Here is a 21,519-nt window from a genome sequence, read left to right as displayed (position 1 = left end):
TCATGTCCTCAGCGCGTCAGCCTCGCGATACCGTCGGGACATGAGCATTCGTGCCGTGGTCTGGGACGTGGACGACACCCTTTTCGACTACACGACCGCCGACCGGGAGGGCATGCGGTCGTATCTGACGGCCGAGGGGCTGCTCGGCCGGTTCGGTACCGCGGAGGCGGGGCTCGCGCGGTGGCGCGAGGTCACCGACGAGCACTGGGCCCGGTTCTCGGCGGGCGGGATCACCTTCGAGGACCAGCGCCGGGACCGGGTACGGGCGTTCCTGGGCCGCGAGATGTCCGACGCCGAGGCCGACGCCTGGCTCCAGCGGTATTTCTCCCACTACGAGGCGGCCTGGTCGCTCTTCCCGGACGTCCTTCCGGTACTGGACACCCTCGCCGCCAGCCACCGGCACGCGGTGCTCTCCAACTCCAGCATCCACGTCCAGGACCACAAGCTGCGCGTCCTCGGTGTGCACGACCGTTTCGAGGTCATCCTCTGCGCGGCGGAACTGGGCGTCTCCAAGCCGGAGGCCGGCGCCTTCCTCGCGGCCTGCGAGGCCCTGTCGCTCGCCCCGCACCAGGTGGCCTACGTCGGCGACCATCCGGAGATCGACGGCCGGGGCGCCGCCGACGCCGGGCTGCTCTCCGTGTGGATCGACCGCTACGGCACGGCCACCGTCGAGCTGCCGTCCGGACGCCACCGGATCGTCTCGCTCGCCGAACTGCCCGCGATCCTCGGCCCCGATACCCGTTTTGGAGCCCGGTCCACCTTCGGGTAATGTTCTTCCTGCGCCGCCGAGGAGCGGGCCGAAAGGCCGCAAACCGGAGGAGCAACGCTAGAACAAGAACCCCCACGGGGCTTGCGTTCCAGTGGCCTATGGTGTAATTGGCAGCACGACTGATTCTGGTTCAGTTAGTCTTGGTTCGAGTCCAGGTAGGCCAGCTCGCAGAGCTTATCTGCACCTGTGGAGATCTACTCCACGAAGCCCCCGTTGTGTAGCGGCCTAGCACGCTGCCCTCTCACGGCAGTAGCGCCGGTTCGAATCCGGTCGGGGGTACTGATCCTTCCCGCGAGGAGAGTTCGGGTAGCTCCCCCTCACTTCGATGCAGGATCGCTAGGGCCCCCGTTGTGTAGCGGCCTAGCACGCCGCCCTCTCAAGGCGGTAGCGCCGGTTCGAATCCGGTCGGGGGTACGCTTTTCATTGAATCACCTTGGTCTATGGTGTAATTGGCAACACTACGGTTTCTGGTACCGTCATTCTAGGTTCGAGTCCTGGTAGACCAGCTCTGATCTGCGGAAACGCATGATGCAGGCCCCCGTTGTGTAGCGGCCTAGCACGCCGCCCTCTCAAGGCGGTAGCGCCGGTTCGAATCCGGTCGGGGGTACGTGAACGGACAAGCCCTTCGCTTCGGCGAGGGGCTTGTCCCATGTCCGGCCTTGTTCGACCGGGCCTTTCGGACGGGCCTTGTTCGTCGGGCTCCGCCCGGCCGGTCCTCATTCGAAGCCGTACCGCCGCGCCGACTCCTCCTCCTGCGCCAGCCGGTGCAGCGCCTGAAGCATCGGGTCGACGAGGATCGCGCCCAGCACCGCCGCCTCGATCCGCTCAGCCTCCGACTCCCGGCTCTCCACGAAGTCCAGATCCAGCACGGCCGCCCGGTGCATCAACCGGGCGTAGGACACGAGGAGTTCGGCGTTCCAGTCGTAGCCGAGCCGGCGCATCGCGGCCACCTCCACCACCAGTGAGCGGTAGGCGGGGGAGAGGGACGTCAGCAGTCGGGCGTTCGACCACCCCAGGGTCCGCAGCAGTTCGTCCGCCTCCTGGCGGGCGGCGCGTACGTACTCGTCCTCCGCGTCCGGCTCCGGAACCTGCGGCAGCGCCCACAGGGCCGCGCCGAGCCGCATCGTGCGGCCCAGGGAGTCGTCGTCGACATGGCCGAGGATCTCGCGGACCGTGGCCACCGGTAGCTTCCCCACCTGGATCATCGCGCGCACCAGGCGCAGCCGGCGCAGATGCTCCTCGTCGTACTCGGCGGTCGTGGCGTTGATCTGGCGGCCGGGCGGCACGAGGCCCTCGCGCAGGTAGTACTTGATCGTCGCGGTGGACACACCGCTGCGCTCGCTCAGTTCGGACAGCCGCATCCCTTGCGCCCTTCTTTGGACAGCGGCACTATCCAAGCATGTCTGTCGAAGTCGGTCGTACCACTGCGGACGCCCGTGGAGACGTGGTCGTCCTGCTGATCGGGATGCGCGTCAACCACTTCTGGGCCGTGCACCAGTGGGTGCCGGTCATGCTGGCCATGCTGCGCATGCTCGCGGAGCTGAAGAAGGATCCGGGCCGGGGCCTGCTCTCCCGGGTGCTGCTGACGGCCTCGCCGAGGACGTACTACGTCGTCCAGTACTGGGAGTCCAAGGAGAAGCTGTACGCCTACGCGAGCGCGCCCGACGCGTTCCACCACAAGGCCTGGGCGAAGGTCAACCGCCTGGAGCGGGGCGGGAAGGTGCGGGGCCACGTGGGGATCTGGCACGAGACCTATGTGGTGCCGGAGGGGTCGTACGAGGCGATCTACGGGGACATGCCGGCGTTCGGCCTGGCGGCCGCGCACGGGCAGGTCCCGTTGGAGCGGCGGGGGCGCTCCGCGAAGGACCGTTTCGCTCATCGGTCCACCACGTAAGGGCCCTGTGGTGTGCCGGGTGCGAGGCCGTCGCGGCGGTCGCGCCCACGCGGGGGAGGCGCATGGCGATACGGTCCCGCGCTCCTGGAGCGGGTGACCTTGCCGTACGGGAGAGGGCTGCCGCGGCGTTGAGGCCGCCCCTTCCCGGGAGCAGGGTCAGCCGGTCCGGCGCAGGGCCTCCGACAGGCGGGCCGCCGCGTCGATGACCGCCTGGGCGTGCATACGGCCCGGGTGGCGGGTCAGACGCTCGATCGGGCCCGAGACGGAGACGGCGGCCACCACGCGGTTGGAGGGGCCGCGCACGGGAGCCGACACGGAGGCGACGCCCGGCTCGCGCTCGCCGATGGACTGGGCCCAGCCGCGGCGCCGTACGCCCGACAGGGCCGTCGCCGTGAAGCGGGCGCCCTGGAGGCCGCGGTGCAGACGCTCGGGCTCCTCCCAGGCCATCAGGATCTGGGCCGACGAGCCGGCCTTCATCGTGAGCGTGGAACCGACCGGGACGGTGTCCCGAAGGCCGGACAGGCGTTCCGCCGCGGCCACGCAGATGCGCATGTCGCCCTGGCGGCGATAGAGCTGCGCGCTCTCGCCGGTGATGTCACGCAGGTGCGTCAGCACCGGACCGGCGGTGGCGAGCAGCCGGTCCTCGCCGGCGGCCGCGGCCAGCTCGGCCAACCGCGGGCCGAGGATGAAACGGCCCTGCATGTCGCGCGCCACCATACGGTGGTGTTCCAAAGCCACGGCCAGTCGGTGAGCCGTGGGTCGTGCGAGTCCGGTGGCAGCGACCAAGCCTGCGAGGGTGGCCGGACCGGACTCCAGGGCGCTCAGGACAAGGGCTGCCTTGTCCAGGACGCCGACGCCGCTACTGTTGTCCATGCAACGATACTCCCGTCTCACTCTGTGAAACGCAAGTTCATTTTTCCGTGAGACGCGCAACCCTTGGACGCATGGTGGCCCGCGGACCGACGGGCCTGGCGGCGGGTGCCCGGGAACAGGGGCAGAGGGCGTCGCCTCCACAAGATCTCTAGTTGGGCCGGTGCGTCATTGCCGGCCGGAGGGAAAGCGATGGGTAGGACACTCGCGGAGAAGGTCTGGGACGACCACGTCGTCCGGCGCGCCGAGGGCGAGCCCGACCTTCTCTTCATCGATCTGCACCTCCTGCACGAGGTGACCAGCCCGCAGGCCTTCGACGGACTGCGGCAGAACGGCCGCCCGGTGCGCCGTCTCGACCTCACCATCGCGACCGAGGACCACAACACCCCGACCCTCGACATCGACAAGCCGATCGCCGACCCGGTCTCGCGCGCCCAGCTGGAGACGCTGCGCAAGAACTGCGCGGAGTTCGGCGTGCGGCTGCACCCGCTCGGCGACGTCGAGCAGGGAGTCGTGCACGTCGTCGGCCCCCAGTTGGGACTGACCCAGCCCGGCACCACCGTGGTCTGCGGTGACTCCCACACCTCCACGCACGGCGCGTTCGGCGCGCTGGCGTTCGGCATCGGCACCTCGCAGGTCGAGCACGTGCTGGCCACCCAGACGCTGCCGCTGGCCCGCCCCAAGACCATGGCGATCACGGTCGAGGGCGAGCTGCCCGACGGTGTGACCGCGAAAGACCTGATCCTGGCGATCATCGCCAAGATCGGTACCGGCGGCGGTCAGGGCTACATCCTGGAGTACCGGGGCTCCGCCATCGAGAAGCTCTCGATGGAGGCCCGAATGACCATCTGCAACATGTCGATCGAGGCCGGCGCCCGCGCGGGCATGATCGCCCCCGACCGGACCACCTTCGAGTACATCAAGGGCCGCGACCACGCCCCCGAGGGCGCGGACTGGGACGCGGCGGTCGAGTACTGGAAGACGCTCAGGACGGACGAGGACGCCGAGTTCGACGCCGAGGTCGTCATCGACGGAGCCGCACTGTCGCCGTTCGTCACCTGGGGCACCAACCCCGGTCAGGGCGCGCCGCTTTCGGCCGCCGTCCCCGACCCCGCTTCGTACGAAGACGCTTCGGAGCGCCACGCCGCCGAAAAGGCCCTGGAATACATGGGGTTGGAGGCCGGGCAGCCGCTGCGCTCCATCAACGTGGACACCGTCTTCGTAGGTTCGTGCACCAACGGCCGCATCGAGGACCTGCGGGCCGCCGCCGCCATCGTCGAGGGCCGCAAAGTCGCCGACGGCGTACGGATGCTGGTCGTCCCCGGCTCGGTGCGGGTCGGCCTCCAGGCCGTCTCCGAGGGCCTGGACGTCGTCTTCAAGGAGGCCGGCGCCGAATGGCGGCACGCGGGCTGCTCGATGTGCCTCGGCATGAACCCCGACCAGCTGGCGCCGGGTGAGCGCTCCGCGTCCACCTCCAACCGCAACTTCGAGGGCCGGCAGGGCAAGGGCGGTCGTACGCACCTGGTGTCGCCGCAGGTCGCGGCCGCCACGGCCGTCCTGGGCCACCTGGCCTCCCCGGCCGACCTGTCCGACGCCGAGACCCGTACGCCCGCTGGAGTCTGATCAGTCATGGAAGCATTCATCTCGCACACCGGCCGGGCCGTCCCGCTGCGCCGCTCCAACGTCGACACCGACCAGATCATCCCTGCTCACTGGCTCAAGAAGGTCACGCGGGACGGGTTCGAGGACGGTCTGTTCGAAGCCTGGCGCAAGGACGAGACCTTCGTCCTCAACCGCCCGGAGCGGCAGGGCGCGAGCGTGCTGGTCGCCGGTCCCGACTTCGGCACGGGTTCCTCCCGTGAGCACGCCGTCTGGGCGCTCCAGAACTACGGCTTCAAGACCGTGATCTCGTCCCGCTTCGCCGACATCTTCCGGGGTAACTCGCTGAAGAACGGCCTGCTCACGGTGGTTCTCGAGCAGAAGATCGTGGACGCGCTCTGGGAGCTCACCGAGAAGGACCCGCAGGCGGAGATCACGGTGGACCTCGAGGCGCGTGAGGTGCGGGCCGAGGGCATCACCGCCTCCTTCGAGCTGGACGAGAACTCCCGCTGGCGGCTGCTCAACGGCCTCGACGACATCTCCATCACCCTCCAGAACGAGGGCGACATCGCCACCTACGAGGCCAAGCGTCCGTCGTACAAGCCGAGGACGCTCCAGGTCTGACCCCGGCACCCCGACGAGGCCCTGAACAGGTCGAGTTTCGGCCACCGCGACACCCCCGCCGTACCCCCGATCGGTCCGATCGGGGGTACGGCTGTGTCTGCACCCGTTCGGCCCCCTGAAACCTTCGCGGTTCCTCCCAACTTCCCACGTTAGGCCGGTCGTTGCCGGGGTACGCGCCTGGTGAGGTCGCGACCGCCGCACGTTCCGGGGCGGCCGTTTGAGGCGGCAGTTGCCCCCTGGGCGGGCGACAACTCGCCCCAGATGGCACAATCTGTGCATGGAACACGACGGCCAACTCGAGCTCTATACGGCGGTCGCGAACCAGCTCAAGGAAGCGCACACAAGAGTGCGCGCACTGCAAGTCCCGGAGGGCGTACGGATGGCGCTGACCCGGAAGCTGCTGGTCATTACGGCCGCGGCCAAGCACGATCTCGCCGATGCGACAAGGCGTCTGGAGCGGTTCATGACGGACCTCGACGAGGGGCGTATCCCCGGAGGGGAGCGTTGATCGTCTCCGGAGCACCCGATTTCGTTGCGGCACAAGGGTGATTAGCCCGTTTCGTGTTTGATTTGCGGTATATATCTGCCTAACGTGCGAAAAAGCTTGGACACTTTCGTTCCGGCTAATGTCTCCGAAGGGGAAGACGTGAACAAGGCGCAGCTCGTAGAAGCGATTGCCGACAAGGTGGGCGGTCGCCAGCAGGCCGCCGACGCGGTCGACGCGGTCCTGGACGCCATCGTCCGCGCGACCGTGGCCGGGGACCGGGTCTCGGTCACCGGCTTCGGTTCGTTCGAGAAGGTCGACCGGCCGGCCCGCTACGCCCGTAACCCCCAGACGGGCGAGCGGGTTCGGGTCAAGAAGACGTCCGTGCCGCGCTTCCGCGCCGGCCAGGGCTTCAAGGACCTGGTGAGCGGCTCGAAGAAGCTGCCGCGCGGTGGCGAGGTCGCCGTCAAGAAGGCCCCCAAGGGCAGCCTCTCCGGCCCCCCGGCCACCATCGCGAAGGCCGCGGGCAAGAAGGCCGCCACCAAGAAGGCCGCGACCGCGACGAAGACCGCGGCGGCGAAGAAGACGACCGCCAGGAAGACCACGGCGGCGGCGAAGAAGACCACCGCGAAGAAGACCACGGCGACGGCGAAGAAGACCACCGCCCAGCCGAGCGCCGCCAAGAAGACGACGGCCACGAAGGCCACGGCCAAGAAGACGACGGCCAAGAAGGCCCCGGCCAAGAAGGCGACGGCCAAGTCGGCCCCCGCCGCGAAGTCGACAGCGCGCAAGACCACCGCCAAGAGGGCCACCGCCCGCAAGAAGTAACGGCACAGGGGTACTCACGCGCCGGGCCGGACTCCCTCTCGGAGCCCGGCCCGCGGCACGTCCGGCACGGTCCTCAGAAGGTCTGCAACGTCACCAGGGTGATCCGCAGGCCGTCCCTCGGCCCCTCCACCTCGATCCGCACCCGCTGTCCGGGCCGCAGCAGCCGCAGCCCGCCCGCGTCGAAGGCCGGCCCGTCGAAGGGCACCGGCGTGCCGTCGTCCAGCAGCACCTGCCCGCTGCGCGTGTCCGGGTCGTACGTGTATGCGGTCGCCTGCATGGCGGCAGCCTACTGCCCCGGAATCAGCAAGCGCGCCGCCGCGGCGGCCGTCCGGGGGCCGACGCCCAGGGACAGCGCCGCTCGCAGATCCTCGCCGGTGTCCACGTCCTGGCGAACGGAATCCACCGTCTCCACACGGAGTTCCACGGCGCCGGAAGCGCGGTGCCGGGCACGGGAATCCGTCCCGAACGCGGGAAGCAATTCACGGCCGGCGGCGACGGCGAGAAGCGTGGTGCCGATCGCGGCCGCGTCCGGGAGGAAAGAACGGGGGAATTCCCCGGCCGCGTCCAGGACCCGGGCCAATTCCTGCGGGCGCAGTGCCGGCAGATCGGCGTTGAGGGCGGCGAGCGGGGCGTCGGGACGCGAGGCGCGCACCGCGGCGGCGCCGTGGGCCAGGGCGGCGTTGAGGCCGCCGCGCGGCTCGTCGGGGACGACCCGGGCGCCCAGAGCGGCCAGGACGCGCTCGGCCAGCGCGTCGTCCGTGACTACGGCCACATCGCGCACCGCAGGTGAGGCCAGCGCGGCCGCCACCGTGTCCTCGGCGAAGGCGAGAGCGAGACCCGGGCGCAGCCCGTCGGCGGCGGTGTCCGCGAGCCTGCTCTTGGCCAGCGCCAAGGGCTTCAGGGGTATGACCAAGGTCCACTGCACCGGCGTACCGTCCCTCTCTCGTCGCCGCCATTGTCACCCGGCTCATCCGCCGCTCGGGCGGGCGGGCGTACCGTGTTCTCGACAGACCGGCAACCCGGGGTGACACTTGTGCGGCCCCAGGCCCCGGAGCAGGCCTTGGGAAGTCCTAGAGGAAGGTGTCCGCGTGCCCCGCCGCAGAATCGGCTTCTGGTACCGCTTCGCTGCGGTCCTCTGCAAACCCTGGCTGGTGGTTCTGATCAAGCGGGACTGGCGCGGAATGGAGCACATTCCGGCCGACGGCGGTTTTATCACCGCGGTGAACCACAATTCCCATGTAGATCCATTCGCCTATGCGCACTTTCAGTACAACAGCGGACGGGTGCCGCGATTCCTGGCGAAGAGCGGGCTTTTCAAGGAGGGATTCGTCGGTGCCGCGATGCGCGGGACCGGACAGATCCCCGTCTACCGCGAGAGCACCGACGCGCTGAGCGCCTTCCGGGCCGCGATCGACGCCGTGGAGCGCGGTGAGTGCGTCGCGTTCTACCCCGAGGGCACCCTCACCCGCGACCCCGACGGCTGGCCCATGACCGCCAAGACCGGTGCCGCACGCGTCGCCCTCCAGACCAGGTGCCCGGTGATCCCCGTGGCCCAGTGGGGCGCCAACGAACTGCTGCCGCCCTACGCCAGGAAGCCCGACCTCCTGCCGCGCAAGACCCACCACGTGCTCGCGGGCCCGCCCGTGGACCTCACACGGTTCTACGGGCACGAGATGACCCCCGAGCTCCTGAAGGAGGCGACGGAGGTCATCATGGCGGCTGTCACCGCCCAGCTGGAGGAGATCCGCGGCGAGAAGGCGCCCGAGAGGCCCTACGACCCGCGCCGCGAGCGGATCGAGCAGCGCCGCCGCACCCAGGCGGAGACCGCGGCGGACGCCGGCCTCGGGTCCGGCGCCGCAACCGGTGCGGAACCCGGTACCGAAACCGGTGTCGGTACCGCTGTCGATACCGACGTCGCGGCCAACGGTGCACAGGCCAAGGGTGCGGAGATCAACGGCGCCGAGTCCGGCCATGCGCGGACGAGTCACGCGAAGTCCAGTCACAAGGGGGAGAACAGCAAGTGAGCAAGTCCGTGAAGGCGGCCGTCTTCGGTACCGGATCCTGGGGGACCGCCTTCGGCACGGTCCTCGCCGACGCGGGCTGCGAGGTGACGCTCTGGGCGCGCCGCGCCGAGCTGGCCGACGCGGTCAACTCCACGCGCTCCAACCCCGACTACCTCCCCGGCGTCGAACTCCCGCGCAACCTGCGCGCCACCGCCGACGCGGCCGAGGCGGCCAGGGACGCCGACTTCACCGTCCTCGCGATCCCCTCGCAGACCCTGCGTGCCAACCTCGCCGACTGGACGCCGCTGCTCGCCCCGAACACCGTCCTGGTGTCGCTGATGAAGGGCGTCGAACTCGGTACCACCATGCGGATGAGCGAGGTCATCGACGACGTCGCCAAGGTGGGCGCCGACCGGATCGCCGTCGTCACCGGGCCCAACCTCGCCAAGGAGATCGCCTCGCGCATGCCGGCGGCCGCCGTGGTCGCCTGCACCGACGAGGCCGTCGCCCAGAAGCTCCAGGCCGCCTCCCACACGCCGTACTTCCGCCCCTACACCAACACCGACGTGGTGGGCTGCGAGCTGGGCGGCGCGGTCAAGAACGTCATCGGTCTCGCGGTGGGCATCGCGGACGGCATGGGCCTCGGTGACAACGCCAAGGGCTCGCTGATCACACGCGGTCTCGCCGAGACCACCCGGCTGGGCCTGGCGATGGGCGCGGACCCGCTGACCTTCGCCGGACTCGCCGGGCTCGGCGACCTGGTGGCGACCTGCTCCTCGCCCCTCTCCCGCAACCACACCTTCGGCACCAACCTCGGCAAGGGCATGACCCTCCAGGAGACCATCGCGGTCACCCGGCAGACCGCCGAGGGCGTCAAGTCCTGTGAGTCGGTGCTGGATCTGGCCCGCCGGCACGGCGTCGACATGCCCATCACCGAGACGGTCGTCGGCATCGTCCACGAGGGCAAGCCCCCCGTGGTCGCCCTCAAGGAGCTGATGTCGCGCAGCGCGAAGCCCGAACGACGCTGAGCGAACCCGGTGGGCGGACGCTGCCTCCTGGCCCGGCCACCGGGTACTCTCAACCCGATATGAGCACCGAGAACCTCCCCCAGAGCCCTCAGCAGCCCGTCCGCAAGCCGCGGGTGGCCGTCGTCTTCGGCGGCCGCAGCTCCGAGCACGGGATCTCCGTGGTCACGGCAGGCGCGGTCCTGCGGGCCATCGACCGGACCAAGTACGAGGTCCTGCCGATCGGCATCACGCGCGAGGGCCGCTGGTTCCTCACGGCCGACGCGCCCGAGCGCATGGCGATCACCGACCGCCGTACGCCCGACGTCGACGAACTCGCCGAGTCGAGGGACGGCGGCGTGGTGCTCCCCGTCGACCCCGCCAACCGCGAAGTCGTCTACTACGAGCCGGGATCGGTGCCCAAGGCGCTCGGCGAGGTGGACGTCGTCTTCCCGGTCCTGCACGGCCCGTACGGCGAGGACGGCACCCTTCAGGGCCTCCTGGAGCTCTCCGGTGTCCCGTACGTGGGCGCCGGCGTGCTCGCCTCGGCCGTCGGCCAGGACAAGGAGTACATGAAGCGGGTGTTCACCTCCTTCGGGCTCAAGGTCGGCCCCTACGTGGTGATCCGGCCGCGCGAGTGGGCGCAGGACGAGCCGGGCGCCCGTAAGAAGATCGTCGACTTCGCCGGCGAGCACGGCTGGCCCCTCTTCGTGAAGCCCGCGCGCGCGGGTTCGTCCATCGGCATCACCAAGGTCGACGACCTGTCCGGCCTCGACGAGGCGATCGCCGAGGCCCAGCGCCACGACCCGAAGATCCTGGTCGAGGCGGCGCTGCGGGGCCGCGAGATCGAGTGCGGGGTCCTGGAGTTCGAGGACGGCCCCCGGGCGTCCGTGCCGGCCGAGATCCCGCCGCCGGACACGCACGCGTACTACGACTTCGACGCGAAGTACATCGACTCGACCCCCGGGATCGTCCCGGCCCCGCTGACGCCCGAGGAGACGGCGGACGTGCGGCGGCTGGCGGTGGAGGCCTTCGAGGCGGCGTCCTGCGAGGGCCTGGTCCGCGCCGACTTCTTCCTCACGGACGAGGGCGAGTTCGTCATCAACGAGATCAACACCATGCCCGGCTTCACCCCGATCTCGATGTACCCCAAGATGTGGGAAGAGACCGGGATCGGCTACCCCGAGCTGGTGGACCGCCTGGTACAGGCGGCCCTGCGCAGGTCCACGGGCCTGCGTTGATCCGGCCTTGACCGGTCCCGGACCGGTCCCGGATCCCTCAGGGCCGGCCGGTCCGGCCGGACGGTCTAGTCGGCGATCCCCACGGGGATCGCCTTCTTGATGGCCGGCGCCAGATCGATGAGGGCCCCGGAGTTGTCCGCGCCCTCCGGCACCGTCACCTCGACGTACACGAGCCGATTGGCTGTGGTGAAGCGGTTGCCCCCGCCGTCCCGCTTCTCCATCAGCCATTGGACACCGTCCACCCCGCCCGCCACCGCGTCCGGGTCGGCCCCCACCGGGACCTTCGGGTCGATCATCTTCGGCGGCTGCGTGACACCGCAGCGCAGTATGATCGCCGGGCCTCCCCAGCCCGCGGTCAGCGCGGAGGCGGGCCCGGGATCGTGGCGGCTCTCACCGTCCACCTTCGACGGCAGTACCTGGTCCAGGTTCCGGCACAGCTTCGCGGCCTTCGCGTCGGGGCTGGGAACCACCGTCGACGCGCTGTCGTCTGCTGAGGAGCAGCCCGCCATCGTGATCAGCAGAACGAGGGCGGGCAGCCCGAAGACAGTGCGGTTCCGGTGACGGGAAAGGTTCACCGGCCAAGGGTAGACGGGGGCTACAGATGCACGACCGGGCAGGTAAGGGTACGGGTGATCCCGTCCACCTGCTGGACCTTGGCGACCACCATGCGGCCGAGATCGTCCACTGTGTCGGCCTGGGCCCGCACGATCACGTCATAGGGTCCCGTCACGTCCTCGGCCTGGACCACGCCAGGGATTTTGCCGATCTCCTCGGCGACGGTCGACGCTTTGCCGACCTCCGTCTGGATCAGGATGTACGCCTGTACCACGGAACCTCCAGGGCGGCCACGAGGATCATGTGGGGAAAAGGAACGCCACGGTATCGCGTCGCCGCTCGCCGCGGGGAGACCTCCGGGAACCACGGCCCGCGCGCCGGGGTGCGGACCGGACCGAAGTTGACGGCTGACTCGACCGTATCGAGGACACTGGTTACGCGCGACCGGGAACAGACAGGTACAGAAGGGGCGAAAGGGCAATGAAGGGCACTGTTGGTGAGCTCGGCGAGTTCGGGCTCATCAGGGAGCTCACCTCCCGTCTCACCACCACCTCCGCGGTCCGGGTCGGTCCCGGCGACGACGCCGCGGTGGTAGCCGCGCCCGATCGCCGGGTCGTGGCCAGCACCGACATCCTGCTGGAGGGCCGGCACTTCCGCCGCGACTGGTCCACGGCCTACGACGTCGGCCGCAAGGCGGCCGCGCAGAACCTCGCCGACATCGCCGCCATGGGCGCGGTGCCGACGGCTCTGCTGCTGGGCCTCGTCGTGCCCGCCGAACTGCCGGTCACCTGGCCGTCCGAGATGATGGACGGTCTGCGCGACGAGTGCCAGGTCGCCGGCGCCTCGGTGGTCGGCGGTGACGTCGTACGGGGTGACACGATCATGGTGTCGATCACCGCGCTCGGTGATCTGCGCAACCAGGAGCCGGTCACCCGGGGCGGCGCCCAGCCGGGCGACCTCGTCGCGGTGACCGGCTGGCTCGGCTGGTCCGCCGCCGGGTATGCGGTCCTCTCCCGCGGCTTCCGCTCGCCCCGGGCCTTCGTCGAGGCCCACCGCCGCCCCGAGCCGCCGTACCATGCGGGTCCGGCGGCCGCCTCGCTCGGCGCCACGGCGATGTGCGACGTCAGTGACGGCCTCATCGCCGACCTCGGGCACATCGCGGAGGCGAGCAAGGTCCGCATCGACATCCGCTCGGGAGCCATAGACATCCCGACCCAGATGAACGACATCGGGCAGGCCGTGGGTGTCGACCCCATCCAGTGGGTGCTCACGGGGGGAGAGGACCACGCGATCGTGGCGACCTTCCCGCCGGACGTGAAGCTGCCCGCCCGCTGGAAGGTGATCGGCGAGGTCCTCAACCCGTCCGCGCTGCCCCAGGTGACGGTCGACGGCGCGCCCTGGACCACCAAGGGCGGCTGGGACCACTTCGGGGACATGGAGTCGTGAGCACGCCCGGAACCCCGCCCCGGGTGCTCACCGTCGCCGGTTCCGACTCCGGCGGCGGGGCCGGGATCCAGGCCGACCTGAAGACGATGCTCGCGCTCGGCGTGCACGGCATGAGCGTGATCACGGCGGTCACCGCGCAGAACTCCCTCGGCGTGCAGGGGGCTTGGGAGCTGCCGGTGGAGGCGGTGCGGGCCCAGTACCGCAGCGTCGTCGACGACGTCGGTGTCCAGGCGGTCAAGACGGGCATGCTCGCCTCGGCCGAACTGGTCGAGACGGTCGCGGAGTTGCTCTCCGGCACTCCCGCTCCCGTGGTGGTCGACCCGGTCGGTGTCTCCAAGCACGGAGACCCGCTGCTCGCCGCCTCCGCGCTCGACTCGGTGCGCACGAGACTGCTGCCGGTCGCCACTGTCGCCACCCCGAACCTCGACGAGGTGGCCCGGCTGACCGGCGTCCGCGTCGAGTCGGAGGAACAACTGCGGGACGCGGCGGCCGCCGTGCTGGCCCACGGACCGCGGTGGGTGGTCATCAAGGGCGGCCATCTCCCCGGTCCCGCCGTCGACTTGCTGACGGACGGCCACGAGGAGCACTGGCTGCGGGCGCCGAGGTACGACAACCGGCACACCCACGGCACGGGCTGCACCCTCGCGTCCGCGATCGCGGCCCACCTGGCGAAGGGCCGATCCGTGCCGGAGGCGGTGGCGGCGGCGAAGCGCTACGTCACCGGCGCGATCGCCGCCGGGTTCGCCCTCGGAGCAGGCATCGGTCCCGTGGACCACGGGTGGGACCTCACGCGGGGTGCGGACGGAGTCTGATGTCCGCCGCGCCTGCCCGGTGATCCACCTGCCCGGTGATCCACGCGCTTTCTCCGTGAGTCCTGGGGCGGGAGTGGCCTCGGTGCAGCAGCGCTACGAGGCTGAGCCCGGGCACAGCAGAAAGCCGGCCCACCGAGGTGGACCGGCTCTATGCAGCGAACCAGCAGTGGCCGCGCGCGATGGTGGTCCCCCCGGCTCGAACGGAGTCGAGAGTGGGGGGATGAGGGTCAGCGCGAGACCTTGCCGGCCTTGATGCACGAGGTGCAAGCGTTCACGCGCTTCGGCGTCCCGCCGACCACGGTACGGACGCGCTGGATGTTCGGGTTCCAGCGACGGGACGTACGGCGGTGCGAGTGCGAGATGTTGTTGCCGAAGCTCGGCCCCTTGCCACAGACGTCGCAGTTGGCAGCCACGGGTCACTCCAAAGACTTCAGATGCACTTACGGATGATCCCGGCATGCCGGGATCAGGATCTAGGATCTGAGTGGCGGTGCCAGGGGGATGGCCCGATGCGGATCGGGCAACCGGAGCAGCATACAACGACTGCGCCAGTACAACGAAACTACCATGGCTGCTCAGGGGCCCGGCCCCCGGCCCGGCCGGCCCCCACCCGCTCCGGTCCGGCCCGCTTTCCGGCGGGCACCCGCCCGGGGTCTACGCTGCGTCCAGTCCAGCTTCAGGGAGGCGCAGGTGGCGCAGGTGCCGCAGACATTCTTCGATGCTCTCGCGGTGCGCGCCTGGTGCGGCCTCGCCCTCACGGCACTGGGCCGGGCGCGCGAGGAGATCGACGCGATCAACGTCTACCCGGTCGCGGACGGGGACACAGGCACCAACCTGTACCTGACGGTCGAGTCCGCGGCGACCGCCGTCGAGGCGGTGTTCGCCGGGTACGAGGCCGGTTCCGCACCCGTCGGCGCTCCCTCCCTCGCCGACGCCGCACGCGCGATGGCGCACGGCGCGCTCATCGGGGCGCGCGGGAACTCGGGGACGATCCTCGCGCAACTGCTGCGGGGCATGGCCCAGGTGCTCGCCGTCGAGGGTGAGACCCCTCACACCGGCGGAGACGGGCTGCGGCTGGCCCTGCGGCACGCGGCCGACTCCGCCCGCCAGGCCGTCGCCCATCCCGTCGAGGGCACCGTGCTGTCGGTCGCCTCGGCCGCCGCCGACTCGGCGCAGGAGGTGGAGGGGGACTGCGGGACGGTCGCCAGGGCCGCCTACCGGGGGGCGTGCGTGGCGCTGGCAGCGACCCCGGGCCAGCTGGCGGTCCTGGAACGCGCCGGAGTGGTGGACGCGGGCGGCCGGGGGCTGGTCGCGGTGCTGGCGGCCCTGGTGGAGACGTTCACGGGGGAGGCGCCGGGGCTCCTCTCCGGTGCCGTGTCCGCAGCGCACGCGCGCGTGGAGCTCACCCATGAGGTGGTGCCCGCCCGGGCGACGCGGCCCGCCCGGGTCATGGAGCCCGGTCAGGCCGTGGAGCCCGGTCAGGTGGGGGACTGCGCCGACGGGACGGACGGCGAAGGCGGTCCCGCCTTCGAGGTGATCTACCTCCTGGAGGCCGAGGACGCGGCCGTGGGGCGGCTGCGGCAGCGGCTGGACGCCCTGGGCGACTCGCTCGTCGTGGTCGGCGGCGACGGACTCTGGAACGTCCACGTGCACGTGGACGACGCGGGCGCCGCCGTGGAGGCGGGCGTCGAGGCGGGCCGGCCGTACCGGATCCGCATCACCCACTTCGGCATCGACGACGCGCACACGCGCGGCGGTGAGCGTCCGCCGCGCGAGCGCGTCCAGCGGGCGGTCGTCGCCGTCGTGCCCGGCGAGGGCCTGGCTCGGCTGTACACCGAGGCGGGCGCGACCACCGTGCTGGCACGTCCAGGGGAGCCACCCGCCAGTGGCGAGCTCGTCGAGGCCGTACGGCGGGCCCACGCGCGCGAGGTCGTGCTCCTGCCCAACGACGCCGACCTGCGTCACACCGCCGCCGCGGCCGCCGAGCAGGCTCGAACGGAGGGCATCCGGGTCGCCCTGATCCCCACCCGCTCGGCGGTCCAGGGAATCGCGGCGCTGGCCGTGCACGAACCGGAGCGCCGTTTCGACGAGGACGTCGTCTCCATGACCTCGGCCGCCGGTGCCACCCGGTACGCCGAGGTCGTGGTCGCCGAGCGCCAGTCGTGGACCATGGCCGGCATCTGCCAGGCCGGCGACGTCCTCGGACTGATCGACGGCGACGTGGCGGTCATCGGCTCCGACGTCACCGCCGTCGCCGAGACCGTCCTGAACCGCATGCTGGCGGCGGGCGGCGAACTCGTCACCCTGGTGCTGGGCGACGAGGCTCCCGGGGGCGTCGCCGAGCACCTGGAGACACGGGTACGAGAGGCGTATCTCGCCGTGGACACGGTCGTGTACCGGGGAGGACGGCAGGGCGCGTTGCTGTTGATCGGGGTGGAGTAGGGAGAGAGGGCGGGAGAGGGCGGGAGAGGGCGGCGGGACGGAAGGGATCGTTCAACGATCCTTCTGCTCCTTCGCCGCCTGCAACAACTGCTCCGCCTCGGACCGCCGCTCCCGCACCGGCTCGTCCTCCCCCTGCTCGCCGCCGACGGCGTCGGAACCGGTGTGCTGGTCGGCCTCGGCGTCGGCGTAGGCCCTCAGTACCGCACGCGCGCGTGCGGCCGCCTCCACGGGACGCCCCAGGTCGGTCTCCAGCCAGCCCGCGGCCAGCTCGGCGCCGGTCCGGGCGTACAGGGCCTCCTCGCCCAGGGCGACGAACACCGCGAGGGCCTCGTCCATCTGGGACAGCGCCTCCTCCAGGGCGGCCCGGATCGAGTCGTCGTCGGCGTCCTCTGCCGCGGAACGGGCGAGCAGGTCCCCGAACTGGCGGTGCGTGTGGCCGAGTTCGGCGATCAGCCGCAGACGGGCCTCGTCGTCGTCCGCCGCGTCGAACGCGTCCGCGCAGCTCTCCACGGCACTCGTCATCAGATCGCGCGCCGTGTCCGTGCCGCCCTCCGTGCGCAAAGCCAGCCACGCGCGGGCGCGCAGGGACCGCACCAGCCCGTGGACGTTGCCGAGACCGCGCCACAGCTCGCCCGCACGCACGTAGGCCCGGTCCGCCTCGGTGTGCAGGCCGGCCTGCCCCAGTGACTCGGCGGCCAGGTGGGCGAGGGTCGCGTGGTCGTGCTGCTCCGGCCAGTGCCGGGCGATCTCGGCCGCCTGGAGCCGGCGTTCGGCGGCGTCCCGGTGGTCCCCGAGCTCGCTCAGACAGTCACCGAGCCACCACTGCGTCTGCACGACGGCGCCGTCGCCGTGCGTCTCGGCGGTCAGGTCCGCCAGCGCGGACTCCAGCACCTCGGCGGCCTCGGCCCAGCGGCCCTGGCGCACCAGGAACCCGCCGAGCTGGTGCCGCGCCCACGCGCCGAACGTGGGGCCCGCGCCCGCCTCGTCCGCCCAGTGCGCGGCCTCCAGGGCGTGCTCCGCGGCCTCGTCGGCCTGTCCGCGGCCGCCGACGACCTCGGCGAGCTGGAGGTGCAGCTGTGCCCGCCCGACCGCCTCCAGGTACGGCCCGCCGTGCTCCAGGGCGGCCCGCAGGGCGCGCTCCGCCTCCCGCATGTCGCCCAGCTGATGGGCGAGACCGGCCAGCCGGGCCTCGTACTCCACCGCGAACCACGGCAGGCCCGTCTCGACGAACTCGGCCGCGGCCCGCGCGAACAGCTCCGCGCCCGCCTCCGGGTCGCCGGAGCGCGTCGCCAGCTCCGCCAGCATCGCGTGGCCCTCGGCGACCCGGGCCGCGAGCCGTACGTCGTCGCCCGTCCGCCCGTCCACGAGGGCCAGCAGCTCCCGTACGGCTGCCTCGGCCTCCGTCAGGACCGGCTCCTCCACCGCTTCCTCGGCCTCGTGGACGCGACGCATCAGGATCCGCGCGCGTCCCATCAGCACGCCCGCCGCCTGCGGCACCTGCGTGCCGCCCTCGGCGTACAGCGCGAGAACCCGGTCGTAGGGGTCGGCGACCGCCGCGAGCGCCTCGTCGACCTCCCCGGCCAGCGCACGGACGTACGCCGCACGCGTGCGTGCGGCCAGCGCCTCTCCGGGGTCGCCCGCCGCCGCGTACAGCTCGGCGGCGCGCTCGAACGTTTCGGCGCCCTCCGGGCCGAGGCCGATCGCCTCGTGGTCGGCGATCTCCGCGCGGTCACGCGCCCCCAGCTCGACGCCCTCCATCGTCTCGGCCAGCCGCGCCACGTGTGCCCACGCCTCGACGGCAAGCGGCTGGAGGGTGTCGGACAGCCGCCGGGCCTCGGCGATCAGGGCCGGCAGGTCCGGCTCGCCGGACTGCGGAACCGGAGCCGGGGTCACGGGCGCCGCCGGGGCCGCGGAGGCAGCGGGGCGAGCCGCCCGTACGCCCAGCGGCAGCCGGTCCACCAGCGGCTGCTGTGTCATCCGCGCGCGGGCCCGTTCGCTGACGTACGACGTGCCGTTGCGCTCGTCGAAGCGCGCGGCCAGCGCGAGGGCCTCCCCACGCGCGTGCGCCGCGAGTTCCCCGGCCGTCCACTCCCGGCCGGCCGGTCCGGGCACCCGCTGACCGGCGAGCCCGAGGGCGGACAGGCGTTCCATGAGCAGCACCACCACGCTCAGGAACTCCAGCTTGCTGTGCGGGTGTCCCTCGTCCGTGAAGTAGGCCGGCCGCTCCGCGAGCAGTTCCAGGCCCCGCGCCTCGTTCCCGGTCAGCGCGCAGAACTCGACGTGGTCGGCGTAGGCGCCCCGCATGCTCTCCATGGACCGCACCAGCCGGAAGCCCCGCAGATGGTGGGCGCGGGCCTCCTCCACGCGGCCCAGCCGCAGCAGCGGCACCAGGGACGACGCGAGCACGGTGTGCGGCTCGTGCGCGCACGTGAACTCGCCCTCCAGGACCGGCGCCCACAGGTCCAGCGCCTCCGCGTCCCGGCCGCGCTCAGCGAGCCACCAGCCCTGCCCGTGCAGCTCGCACGCGTGACAGTCGGCCATGGCGTCACGGTCGGCGGCCAGCCAGGCGGCGAACGCCCGCTCGGCCCGCTCCGCATCGCCCACGTGCGCGGCCACGCTGAACTCGGCGCTGCGCACCGCCCGCGCGGAGTGCCCGGCGAGCCGGTAGCGGTGCTCCATCTCGCCGAGCCACTTCTCCACCGAAGCCAGCGGCACGTGCGGCTGGTCGAGCATGCCGGCCGACATCCACTTGAAGACCCAGTGCAGCGAGTGCGTCTCGTACTCGTCGAAGTCCTCGGGCCGCTCGTCCCACATGCGCAGCAGCCGCGCGAACGGGACGAACATCTTCGCCTTCTCGGAGCTGTAGTTGTAGACCTTCAACTGGTGCCCGAGCGCCTCGATCACGGCGAGCGGGATGCCGAGCCGCTCGGCCTCCGCCAGCAGCTGTTCCGCGCGCGTGTTACGGGCCGGGCCCTCCGGCTGCTCGCCGTTCTCCGCCATCGCCCGGCGCAGGGAGTCGAAGTCCGTGATCTCACCCATCAGTGACCGCCCTGTCCCTCGGTCGGCTCCCCGGGCGCCGACTCCCCGTGCGTGGCCCATTCCAGAAGGCCGATGAACGCCCGGTTCAGCAGCGCCGAGTCGGCGGGCCGCAGCGGGCGCTGCGCCATCAGCAGCGCCTGCCCGTACAGCGACTCCGTGGCGGTGCCGATCAGCTCGGGATCGTTCAACGAACTGATCCGCCGTATCAGCGGGTTGAGATGGTTGAGCACCAGACGTGCGCGCGGGGCGCTCCCGCGCAGCGAACCCAGAATGCCCGCCCAGAGGTCGTCGGCCTGCGCCTCGGCCTGCGCGCGTGCCTGCTCGTGCCGGGCGCCCCGGTCGTCGAGATGCAGCGCGGGCACCGACAACGGGTGAAAGGCCCGCAGGACGACGTCACAGCCCAGCGGATCGAGTTTCGCCCGCGCGGCCGCCAGGAAGCCCGCGAGCGCCAGCTCGTCGGCCGGGGCGACGGCGTCCAGGTGGGCGGTCACGGTGTCCGCGTCCAGCTCGGCGACCACCGTCCCCGGCCGCACCGACGGCAGCACCTCCACCAGCTCGCTGTCGTACGTGTAACCGCCGTTGATCACTCCGATGCCCTGCGCGGACGCGATCGGCGCGACCTGCCGGTACTCCTCCACGGTCCGCGTGAAGTGCACCACCGCGTGGCGCTGCGCGAACTCCTCCAGCGACAGCCGCCCGTCCGTCGTCTCGAAGGGCAGCCAGGGCAGCATCGTGCGCAGCATCTCCGCGTCGTGCCGCGCCAGCGACTTCACGCCCAGGTGGTGGACCTCCAGGAAGGCCGCCAGCCGCTGGGGATCACCGGCGGCCAGCCCCGTCAGCCACGACCGGATCCTTTCGCCCAGCGCCTCCCGTACCGCCGCGAGCGTCTCGTCCTCGTACAGCGCCTCCCGCGAGGCCGTCGGCCGCAGACTGTCGGTGTCCAGGACGCAGCGCACGAAGAACGCCCAGTCCGGCAGCAGCTGTTCGCCCCGCTCGGTCAGCAGCATTCCCTTGAGGTGCACCCGGTGACCGGCACGCTGCGCCGGGCTGACCGCCGACGGCAGCACGTACGCGACCCCGCGCACCCCCGCCACCGGCAGGTCCAGCTCCACCGAGTCCAACGGCGTGAACCCGAACAGCTCGTGACAGTGCCGGGCCAGTGCCACCCGACGGTTGGCGGGGGAGGGGTAGGACCGGTTCCAGGGCGCCGGCAGGTCGGTGACCGCCTCGTCGCCGACCCGGACGTCGTACGGCAGCAGCGACCCGAAGTCCCGGGCCAGCGCCAGCACCCGCGGCTCCGTGAGCCACTCCCCGGCGCCCGCCCGCGCCACCAGATGCACCGTGGTGCCCGGCTCCGGGCGCTCCTCATGGGGCAGCGTCCGCACGGTGTAGGAGCCGTCGTCGCGCGCCGTCCACTCCACCGGCGGAGCGTCCGGCGTACGGGCGCTGCGGCTGACCACGCGGATCCGTTCGGCCACCACGAAACAGGCCAGCAGCCCGATCCCGAACTGGCCGAGGAAGTCCGAGCGGACGTCCTGAAGCCCTTCCGCGCGCTTGGAACTGCGCCCGATCGTCGCCAGCAGGCTGTGCACGTCGTCCTCGGTGAGTCCGACGCCGGAGTCCTCCACCCGCAGCCGGCCGTCCTCGGTGAACAGCCGCACCCGTGCCGGGGCGTCGGGCTCCTCGGCCCGCCGGGCGGTGATCGCGTCCACTGCGTTCTGGAGCAGTTCGCGCAGGTAGACCTTGGGACTGGAGTAGAGGTGATGGGACAGCAGGTCCACCAGACCACGCAGGTCGACCTGGAACGTGTGGGGCGGCTGGGATGACTGTGAGGTCTGGGAGTCCATCGCTGCAGCGCCGCGGGCTGGGGGAGGACACGGCGCGGGGTCGGGCGGTCCCGGTGGGGCGG

Annotated in this window: 21 protein-coding genes and 5 tRNA genes; 17 read left to right on the top strand and 9 right to left on the bottom strand. The window is 71.5% G+C overall.

Annotated elements, in window-relative coordinates; translation table 11 throughout:
* Window positions 1–40: 40 nt before the first annotated feature.
* The 6 genes from OHS71_RS12985 to OHS71_RS12960 all read left to right on the top strand — a co-directional run bounded on the left by OHS71_RS12985 (window position 41) and on the right by OHS71_RS12960 (window position 1,376).
* Window positions 41–769, top strand: coding sequence for an HAD family hydrolase (locus OHS71_RS12985; RefSeq protein WP_328479542.1), 729 nt, complete (start codon window positions 41–43; stop codon window positions 767–769).
* 92 nt (window positions 770–861) lie between these two features.
* A tRNA-Gln gene (locus tag OHS71_RS12980) sits at window positions 862–933 on the top strand.
* A 42-nt stretch (window positions 934–975) separates the two neighbouring features.
* Window positions 976–1,048: transfer RNA gene (locus OHS71_RS12975), tRNA-Glu, on the top strand.
* Window positions 1,049–1,110: 62 nt separating this feature from the next.
* Window positions 1,111–1,183: transfer RNA gene (locus OHS71_RS12970), tRNA-Glu, on the top strand.
* A gap of 20 nt (window positions 1,184–1,203) precedes the next feature.
* Window positions 1,204–1,275, top strand: a tRNA-Gln gene (locus OHS71_RS12965).
* Window positions 1,276–1,303: 28 nt separating this feature from the next.
* Window positions 1,304–1,376 (top strand) — tRNA-Glu (locus OHS71_RS12960).
* 109 nt (window positions 1,377–1,485) lie between these two features.
* On the opposite strand, the gene OHS71_RS12955 is transcribed toward OHS71_RS12960, so the two are convergent.
* Window positions 1,486–2,130, bottom strand: coding sequence for a MerR family transcriptional regulator (locus OHS71_RS12955; protein WP_328479541.1), 645 nt, complete (start codon window positions 2,128–2,130; stop codon window positions 1,486–1,488).
* Between the two features lie 38 nt (window positions 2,131–2,168).
* On the opposite strand from OHS71_RS12955, the gene OHS71_RS12950 reads away from it, so the two are divergent.
* Window positions 2,169–2,663: a DUF4188 domain-containing protein gene (locus OHS71_RS12950; protein ID WP_328479540.1), complete on the top strand. Its 495-nt coding sequence runs from the start codon at window positions 2,169–2,171 to the stop codon at window positions 2,661–2,663.
* A 156-nt stretch (window positions 2,664–2,819) separates the two neighbouring features.
* Here OHS71_RS12950 and ndgR read toward each other — a convergent pair whose 3' ends face one another.
* The gene (gene ndgR, locus OHS71_RS12945; RefSeq protein WP_007384919.1) at window positions 2,820–3,536 is read right to left on the bottom strand and encodes an IclR family transcriptional regulator NdgR; all 717 of its coding nucleotides are present in this window, start codon (window positions 3,534–3,536) and stop codon (window positions 2,820–2,822) included.
* Window positions 3,537–3,725: 189 nt separating this feature from the next.
* Here ndgR and leuC point away from each other — a divergent pair, with 189 nt between their 5' ends.
* The 4 genes from leuC (at window position 3,726) to OHS71_RS12925 (ending at window position 7,068) form a co-directional block, all read left to right on the top strand.
* Window positions 3,726–5,156, top strand: coding sequence for a 3-isopropylmalate dehydratase large subunit (leuC, locus tag OHS71_RS12940; protein ID WP_328479539.1), 1,431 nt, complete (start codon window positions 3,726–3,728; stop codon window positions 5,154–5,156).
* A 6-nt stretch (window positions 5,157–5,162) separates the two neighbouring features.
* Window positions 5,163–5,756, top strand: coding sequence for a 3-isopropylmalate dehydratase small subunit (gene leuD, locus OHS71_RS12935; protein WP_328479538.1), 594 nt, complete (start codon window positions 5,163–5,165; stop codon window positions 5,754–5,756).
* Window positions 5,757–6,033: 277 nt separating this feature from the next.
* The gene (locus OHS71_RS12930) at window positions 6,034–6,264 is read left to right on the top strand and encodes a hypothetical protein (RefSeq protein WP_328479537.1); all 231 of its coding nucleotides are present in this window, start codon (window positions 6,034–6,036) and stop codon (window positions 6,262–6,264) included.
* Between the two features lie 138 nt (window positions 6,265–6,402).
* Window positions 6,403–7,068: an HU family DNA-binding protein gene (locus OHS71_RS12925; protein WP_328479536.1), complete on the top strand. Its 666-nt coding sequence runs from the start codon at window positions 6,403–6,405 to the stop codon at window positions 7,066–7,068.
* 73 nt (window positions 7,069–7,141) lie between these two features.
* Here the strand turns inward: OHS71_RS12925 and OHS71_RS12920 are convergent, their stop codons facing one another.
* Both OHS71_RS12920 and cofC read right to left on the bottom strand, forming a co-directional pair.
* Window positions 7,142–7,345, bottom strand: coding sequence for a hypothetical protein (locus OHS71_RS12920; RefSeq protein WP_328479535.1), 204 nt, complete (start codon window positions 7,343–7,345; stop codon window positions 7,142–7,144).
* 9 nt (window positions 7,346–7,354) lie between these two features.
* On the bottom strand, window positions 7,355–7,993 hold the full coding sequence (gene cofC / locus OHS71_RS12915) for a 2-phospho-L-lactate guanylyltransferase (protein ID WP_328479534.1): 639 nt from the start codon (window positions 7,991–7,993) through the stop codon (window positions 7,355–7,357).
* Between the two features lie 163 nt (window positions 7,994–8,156).
* Here cofC and OHS71_RS12910 point away from each other — a divergent pair, with 163 nt between their 5' ends.
* The 3 genes from OHS71_RS12910 to OHS71_RS12900 are packed head-to-tail and all read left to right on the top strand — an operon-like array spanning window position 8,157 to window position 11,316.
* Window positions 8,157–9,092 (top strand): lysophospholipid acyltransferase family protein, encoded by a 936-nt coding sequence (locus OHS71_RS12910; RefSeq protein ID WP_328479533.1) that lies wholly within the window; start codon window positions 8,157–8,159, stop codon window positions 9,090–9,092.
* Window positions 9,089–10,099: an NAD(P)H-dependent glycerol-3-phosphate dehydrogenase gene (locus tag OHS71_RS12905; RefSeq protein WP_328479532.1), complete on the top strand. Its 1,011-nt coding sequence runs from the start codon at window positions 9,089–9,091 to the stop codon at window positions 10,097–10,099. The genes OHS71_RS12910 and OHS71_RS12905 overlap by 4 nt, the downstream gene beginning before the upstream one ends.
* Window positions 10,100–10,158: 59 nt before the next feature.
* Window positions 10,159–11,316 carry a D-alanine--D-alanine ligase family protein gene (locus OHS71_RS12900; protein WP_328479531.1) on the top strand — a complete coding sequence of 386 codons (1,158 nt, stop codon included), beginning with the start codon at window positions 10,159–10,161 and terminating at the stop codon, window positions 11,314–11,316.
* Window positions 11,317–11,381: 65 nt separating this feature from the next.
* On the opposite strand, the gene OHS71_RS12895 is transcribed toward OHS71_RS12900, so the two are convergent.
* Window positions 11,382–11,891 (bottom strand): DUF3515 domain-containing protein, encoded by a 510-nt coding sequence (locus OHS71_RS12895; RefSeq protein ID WP_328479530.1) that lies wholly within the window; start codon window positions 11,889–11,891, stop codon window positions 11,382–11,384.
* Window positions 11,892–11,911: 20 nt separating this feature from the next.
* A complete protein-coding gene (locus OHS71_RS12890; protein ID WP_020128743.1) occupies window positions 11,912–12,145 on the bottom strand; it encodes an Lrp/AsnC family transcriptional regulator in 234 nt (77 codons plus the stop codon).
* Window positions 12,146–12,351: 206 nt separating this feature from the next.
* Here OHS71_RS12890 and OHS71_RS12885 point away from each other — a divergent pair, with 206 nt between their 5' ends.
* Window positions 12,352–13,317, top strand: a complete 966-nt coding sequence (locus OHS71_RS12885) for a thiamine-phosphate kinase (RefSeq protein ID WP_328479529.1) — start codon at window positions 12,352–12,354, stop codon at window positions 13,315–13,317.
* Window positions 13,314–14,129: a bifunctional hydroxymethylpyrimidine kinase/phosphomethylpyrimidine kinase gene (gene thiD, locus OHS71_RS12880; protein WP_328479528.1), complete on the top strand. Its 816-nt coding sequence runs from the start codon at window positions 13,314–13,316 to the stop codon at window positions 14,127–14,129. The genes OHS71_RS12885 and thiD overlap by 4 nt, the downstream gene beginning before the upstream one ends.
* A 227-nt stretch (window positions 14,130–14,356) precedes the next feature.
* Here thiD and rpmB read toward each other — a convergent pair whose 3' ends face one another.
* Window positions 14,357–14,542: a 50S ribosomal protein L28 gene (gene rpmB, locus OHS71_RS12875; protein ID WP_013000438.1), complete on the bottom strand. Its 186-nt coding sequence runs from the start codon at window positions 14,540–14,542 to the stop codon at window positions 14,357–14,359.
* Between the two features lie 277 nt (window positions 14,543–14,819).
* Between rpmB and OHS71_RS12870 the strand changes: the two genes are divergently transcribed.
* Window positions 14,820–16,571 (top strand): DAK2 domain-containing protein, encoded by a 1,752-nt coding sequence (locus OHS71_RS12870; protein ID WP_328479527.1) that lies wholly within the window; start codon window positions 14,820–14,822, stop codon window positions 16,569–16,571.
* A gap of 51 nt (window positions 16,572–16,622) precedes the next feature.
* Here OHS71_RS12870 and OHS71_RS12865 read toward each other — a convergent pair whose 3' ends face one another.
* Both OHS71_RS12865 and OHS71_RS12860 read right to left on the bottom strand, forming a co-directional pair.
* Window positions 16,623–19,610, bottom strand: coding sequence for a tetratricopeptide repeat protein (locus tag OHS71_RS12865; protein ID WP_328479526.1), 2,988 nt, complete (start codon window positions 19,608–19,610; stop codon window positions 16,623–16,625).
* Window positions 19,610–21,457, bottom strand: a complete 1,848-nt coding sequence (locus OHS71_RS12860) for an HSP90 family protein (protein WP_328479525.1) — start codon at window positions 21,455–21,457, stop codon at window positions 19,610–19,612. Before OHS71_RS12860 ends, OHS71_RS12865 begins: the two co-directional genes overlap by 1 nt.
* Window positions 21,458–21,519 lie beyond the last annotated feature (62 nt).

Origin of the sequence: Streptomyces sp. NBC_00377 (genome assembly GCF_036075115.1) — a bacterium.
Lineage (GTDB): Bacteria > Actinomycetota > Actinomycetes > Streptomycetales > Streptomycetaceae > Streptomyces.
This window is presented reverse-complemented; position numbering and strand designations above follow the sequence as displayed.